Source organism: Geobacillus sp. BMUD, from assembly GCF_013096845.1.
Classification (GTDB): Bacteria; Bacillota; Bacilli; order Bacillales; family Anoxybacillaceae; genus Geobacillus; species Geobacillus vulcani.
The window spans coordinates 1-5,442 of record NZ_SDLA01000032.1 but is presented as its reverse complement, the minus strand read 5'-3'; the positions used below and the strand labels follow the sequence as shown (position 1 = coordinate 5,442).

The 5,442-nt window shown below is 55.4% G+C and carries 6 protein-coding genes and 2 pseudogenes; 6 read left to right on the top strand and 2 right to left on the bottom strand.

Annotated features, from left to right (window positions below; all coding sequences use genetic code 11):
* A pseudogene (locus ETC05_RS17975) lies at positions 1-145 on the bottom strand (RNA-guided endonuclease TnpB family protein); the annotation flags it as partial.
* A 197-nt stretch (positions 146-342) separates the two neighbouring features.
* On the opposite strand from ETC05_RS17975, the gene moaA reads away from it, so the two are divergent.
* The gene (gene moaA / locus ETC05_RS17115) at positions 343-1,368 is read left to right on the top strand and encodes a GTP 3',8-cyclase MoaA (RefSeq protein WP_171661533.1); all 1,026 of its coding nucleotides are present in this window, start codon (positions 343-345) and stop codon (positions 1,366-1,368) included.
* Between the two features lie 91 nt (positions 1,369-1,459).
* Here the strand turns inward: moaA and ETC05_RS18335 are convergent.
* Positions 1,460-1,540 (bottom strand): annotated as a pseudogene (locus tag ETC05_RS18335) (iron-sulfur cluster repair di-iron protein); the annotation flags it as partial.
* A gap of 500 nt (positions 1,541-2,040) precedes the next feature.
* Here ETC05_RS18335 and ETC05_RS17105 point away from each other — a divergent pair.
* The 5 genes from ETC05_RS17105 to ETC05_RS17085 are packed head-to-tail and all read left to right on the top strand — an operon-like array spanning position 2,041 to position 5,222.
* Complete coding sequence (locus ETC05_RS17105) at positions 2,041-3,300, top strand: molybdopterin molybdotransferase MoeA (RefSeq protein WP_171661532.1); 1,260 nt, start codon at positions 2,041-2,043, stop codon at positions 3,298-3,300.
* A complete protein-coding gene (mobB, locus tag ETC05_RS17100) occupies positions 3,297-3,797 on the top strand; it encodes a molybdopterin-guanine dinucleotide biosynthesis protein B (RefSeq protein ID WP_171661531.1) in 501 nt (166 codons plus the stop codon). Before ETC05_RS17105 ends, mobB begins: the two co-directional genes overlap by 4 nt.
* A complete protein-coding gene (locus ETC05_RS17095) occupies positions 3,794-4,261 on the top strand; it encodes a molybdenum cofactor biosynthesis protein MoaE (protein ID WP_171661530.1) in 468 nt (155 codons plus the stop codon). The genes mobB and ETC05_RS17095 overlap by 4 nt, the downstream gene beginning before the upstream one ends.
* On the top strand, positions 4,258-4,488 hold the full coding sequence (moaD, locus tag ETC05_RS17090; RefSeq protein ID WP_171661529.1) for a molybdopterin converting factor subunit 1: 231 nt from the start codon (positions 4,258-4,260) through the stop codon (positions 4,486-4,488). Before ETC05_RS17095 ends, moaD begins: the two co-directional genes overlap by 4 nt.
* Before the next feature lie 5 nt (positions 4,489-4,493).
* The gene (locus tag ETC05_RS17085; protein ID WP_171661528.1) at positions 4,494-5,222 is read left to right on the top strand and encodes a YwiC-like family protein; all 729 of its coding nucleotides are present in this window, start codon (positions 4,494-4,496) and stop codon (positions 5,220-5,222) included.
* The last annotated feature ends 220 nt before the right edge of the window (positions 5,223-5,442 follow it).

Genomic DNA, 5,442 nt, shown 5'->3' with positions numbered 1-5,442 from the left:
GAAATTCCTTGTGTTCAAAATAGTATTGTCTGACATTGTACAATCCGACGTTGTACATGTTCTTGGCAATATGGCACAGTTCTCTAAGAGTCAAGTATTCTTCTTTGGTCAAACCATTTAGCTGTTGTTTGATACAAAAATACATTTTTTCACCTCCCATCTAACTATATTATACTATATTTTACTGAATCTATACTATTTTCAGTAAAATATAGTTAAGGCGATTCATCTCCCACTTACTCCGCTTCGCTTCGTTGAAGTGGGAGTCTTCTCGCCTAATTAAGATAAACAAAGCCGCCTGACAACAGCGTGCGGTGAACGAAACAGAAAGGAGGGAGCGCGATGGGCGAGCGCAACCGAACGAACATCATGGACCGCCTGTCCCGCCCGCTTCGCGATCTGCGGTTATCGGTGATCGACCAATGCAATTTTCGCTGCGTCTATTGCATGCCGGCCGAAGTGTTCGGGCCGAATTTTCGCTTTTTGGCGGAAGGCGAGCTGTTGACGGTCGAGGAAATGGCGCTTCTATCGGAATGCTTTGTCGAGCTGGGCGTCGAAAAAATCCGCCTGACGGGGGGCGAGCCGCTCTTAAGGCGCGATTTGGACGCGATTGTGGCGCGGCTGTCTGCGATTCCCGGCCTGCGCGATATCGGCTTGACGACCAACGGCGTTCATTTAGTGAAATGGGCGCAGCGGCTGAAAGAAGCCGGGTTGAAGCGCGTCAACGTCAGCTTGGATGCGTTGGATGATGACATTTTCCGCAAAATGAACGGCATCGGCGTCGGCGTCGCCCCGGTGTTAAAAGGCATCGAAGCCGCCCGGGCGGCGGGGCTCGGCGTCAAGGTGAACATGGTCGTCAAAAAAGGATGGAACGACTCGCAAATCGTGCCGATGGCGGCCTATTTCAAAGAACAAGGCATTCCGCTCCGTCTCATTGAATTTATGGACGTCGGCACAACGAACGGCTGGGATTACTCCCATGTTGTGACGAAAAAAGAGATGTATGAACAAATCAACGCCATGCATCCGCTCGAACCGGTTGAAAAAGCGTACTTCGGCGAAGTGGCGAGCCGCTATCGCTACGTCGGCACGGAGGTGGAAGTCGGCTTTATCGCCTCAGTGACGGAAACGTTTTGCCGCAGCTGCACGCGGGCGCGCATTTCCGCGGACGGGAAGCTGTATACGTGTTTGTTTGCCTCGAAGGGCGTGTCGTTGAAAGACAACCTGCGCGCCGGGGCGACGAAAGAGGAACTGAAGTCGCTGATCACCGCGGTTTGGAACCAGCGGACAGACCGCTATTCGGAAGAACGGACGGAAGAAACGGCGAAGCAACGGAAGAAAATTGAAATGTCGTATATTGGCGGGTGACAAAGAAGCAGGGCCGCTCTTTCCAGCGAAGAGCGGCCTGTTCATCGCTTGCTGCGCCTGCCTTTGCCTTAGAAATGGGGGAATGGCCTTGCTTCACCGCCGCCAGCACGCGCGGGAAGAGGACGTTGTTTTCTAAATGGATGTGGGTAAACAAATCTTCTTCGAGCGCCGCGCTTTCAACAAATCAGCCGCTTTCGGAAATGGAGTGACGATATCGCCAATCAATGATTGGTCAGTAAACCGCTGTTCCATTCATCATTCCTCCATTGATCCAATCGTTACAGCTTCAGCATACCGTGTTTTCCGCGGCCATGTTGTGATTCATCTCACAGCAGCGAAAAAATGAAGATGGAGAACGAATGTGATCAACATCACAACGGTACTTTTCGTTTTTATGTACAATCAAGACAAAAGAGCGGGTCGACCGAGTCGAACATCGGGCCCAAGACGTGCTAAACTATAGTCAGGAGCCATATCGCAATGCGGCTGAAGGGAAGCAAGAGCTCGCACCGTCGGCCGCTTTGTTCAGCGAAACGTGGGAAAGGATGTTGCCGCACTTCGCCGCTGCGAGTGTCGGTGATGAAATGCTGGCGGGAGGCATCAAACCGCTGCAACCGCGTGAAAAGGACGAGACCATAGCCGACAGCCATATAGTCGAAAGGAGAGAGAGACATGGTCGAAAGACGAACCCCGATTCCTGTAGCGGAAGCGATCGCTCGGGTGATGCGTTACGCCGGAGTGGGAGAAGAGGAAACGGTGCCGCTTCGCCAGTCGTATGGCCGCTATTTGGCCGAAGATTTGTGCGCTGACCATGATGTGCCGCCGTTTGACCGCTCTCCGTATGACGGATTTGCCATTCGCGCCGCCGATTCGGAAGGAGCGGGGCTGGATCGTCCGGTCGAGTTTGAAGTGATCGAAACAATTGGCGCCGGACAAGTGGCGAAACAGCCCGTCGGCCCGTTTCAAGCGGTGCGCCTGATGACCGGAGCGCAAATTCCACAAGGGTGCGATGCGGTCGTTATGTTGGAGCTGGCCAAACAGTATGAACGGGATGGAAAAACGTATATGTCGATTAAGCGCCCGTTCCGCCCCGGCGACAACATCTCGTTTCAAGGAGAAGATGCCAAAAAGGGACAACCGCTCGTCGAGAAAGGAACGCGCATCAATCCGGGAGTGGCGGCGCTGTTGGCGACGTTTGGCTACGCCGAAGTGAAGGTGGCGAAAAAGCCGCGGATCGGCTTGTTTGCGACCGGCAGCGAGCTGCTTGACGTTTCTGAACCGCTCGTTCCGGGAAAAATCCGCAACAGCAACGCCTACATGATTGAAGCACAGGCGCTCAAAAGCGGCGCTGAGCTGATCTATTTTGGCCAGCTGGCCGACGACCTTGACGCGTGCTTTCACGCCGTGCGCGAGGCGCTCGACCAAGTGGACATGCTCATGACGACCGGCGGCGTCTCGGTCGGCGATTACGACTATTTGCCCGCCATTTACGAGCGGCTGGGGGCGAACGTTTTGTTTAACAAAATCGCCATGCGCCCGGGGAGCGTGACGACCGTCGCGGAGTGGAATGGCAAGCTGCTGTTTGGCCTCTCCGGCAATCCGTCGGCGTGCTACGTCGGCTATGAACTGTTTGTCCGCCCGGTCGTGCGGACGCGCTTGTTTTCCCCCAAGCCGTATTTGAAAAAAGTGAAGGCCACGCTCGGCGCCGATTTTCCCAAACCGAATCCGTTCACCCGCTTCGTGCGCAGCCGAGTCGAAGCGATTGACGGCCGGCTCATCGTCAAGCCGGTCGGCATGGATAAGTCAAACATCGTCACCTCGCTCGCGGCGGCCAACGCCTTGATGGTGCTGCCGGGCGGGACGAGAGGATTCGCTAAAGGTGACGAGGTGGACGTATGGCTGCTCGATGATGATGAGGGATCGAGCGAATGAACGTCTGGCAAGTTGTCGGCTATAAACATACGGGCAAGACGACGCTCGTCGAAAAATGGGTGGCGGCCGCCGTCCGGGAAGGATGGCGCGTCGGGACGGTGAAGCATCACGGCCATGGCGGCGAGCCGGCACGGCCGGAAGGCGTCGATTCCGTCCGTCATGAGCGGGCCGGGGCGGTGGCGACAGCGGTGGAAGGGGACGGGCTGTTGCAGCTGCATCTCCGCCGCCCGTTGTGGCGGTTGGATGATGTGTTGGCGCTTTATGCGCCGCTTCGACTGGACCTCGTGCTGGTCGAAGGCTATAAGCAGGCGCCCCATCCGAAAGTCGTGCTTGTGCGCTCCGAGGAAGATTGGGCGTCGCTTCAGCACCTCGCCAACATCCGCGCCGTCATCGCCTGGGAGCCGCTTTCCCGGCCGTTGCCGCACCCTGTGTTTTCGCTGGCTGATGAGGCCGAATATATCCCATGGTTGATGAATGAGGTGAGAAGAGGGACATGACGGAATCGTTGTTTGTCATCACGTCCGAGCCGATTTCGGTCGAGGATGTGATGAAAAAAGTGATGCGCCCGGAAGCCGGCGCGGTCGCCGTGTTTGCCGGCACGGTGCGCGAATGGACGAACGGCAAACGGACGCTCTTTTTGCAATATGAAGCGTACGTGTCGATGGCCGAGAAAATGCTGGCGCAAATCGGAGCGGAAATCGCCGAACAATGGCCGGGAGCGAAAACGGCGATCACCCATCGGATCGGGCGCCTTGAGATCGGCGACATCGCCGTCGTCATCGCGGTTTCCTCGCCGCACCGCGCGGAAGCGTATGAAGCGAACCGCTACGCCATCGAACGGATCAAACAAATCGTACCGATTTGGAAAAAAGAACAATGGGAAGATGGCAGCGCATGGATTGGCGATCAACTGGAAACAAAAGCTTATCCGTCCGGAAAGCCGGAGGTGGATGAACGATGATACGGGTATTGTTTTTTGCTCATTTGGGCGAACAAGTCGGCGAGCGGCAAGTGACATGGCCGCACGTCCCCGACACCGTAGGGAAGCTGAAAGAAGAAGTGGAAGCGCGTTACGGCTTGCCGCTTGACCGCGTCATGACCGCGGTCAATGAGGAGTACGCCCGTGACGACGCGCCGCTTCAACCGGGCGATACAGTCGCCTTTATTCCGCCAGTGAGCGGGGGATGAGAGCGATGGCAAACAAAAGCAAATGGGTGATGCCTAAACAACATGGCGCGTGGGCGATGCTCATCATCCCGTTTTGGCTCGGGGCATACGCCGGCGGTCTCTCGTGGGTTCACGCGCCGCTCTTTCTCGCTTGGCTTGCCCTCTACTTGGCGACGTATCCGCTCTTGATGGCGGTCAAAACGAAGCGGAACGAGCCGTACGTGCCCGTTGCCATCCGCTATGGCGCCATCTCCGCGCCGGCCCTGGCCATTTCCCTTTGGCATCGGCCGGCCCTTGTTCTCTTTGGCTTGGCGATGATTCCGTTTTTCCTAGTAAACATCTACTACAGCAAGAAAAAGAACGAGCGCGCTTTCTGGAATGATGTTGCGGCCATCGCGTCGTTTTGCATCGGCGGCTTGGGCGCCTTTTATATCGGGCGCGGGGAATTGACGGTGGAGGCGTTCGAATTGGCCGCGTTTTCCTTCCTTTTTTTCATTGGCAGCACGTTTTACGTTAAAACGATGATTTGCGAAAAGAAAAACGTGCGATACAAATGGCTGTCATGGGGCTATCATGCCCTACTTATTGGCGGTTTGATCGCCATCGGCGAGCCGTTCGCCGTTTTGGCCTACGCGCCGAGCGCCATTCGCGCCGTCTACTTATACGGAAAATCGCTGCCGATCATGAAACTAGGCATCTTGGAAATCGCCAACGCGGCGTACTTTTTCATTGCGATGATCGTGCTCTACTCTTGAACGAACCCCAAACAGGAGGCATCAATGACCGTTTGGGGTTTTCGTTTGGTTAGGCGGTATGGCTTTTTTAACACATTCATCGAGAAGTCTCCTACCTCGAAATGGAATGTAGGTGGGAGATGAATCGGATGTTTTTCTTTCTAAATAAGAACATACGTGCTATAATCGTCTTAGCCAACATGCAGAGAAAGGGAGGAATGACGATGCTCCGCGGTCAAAA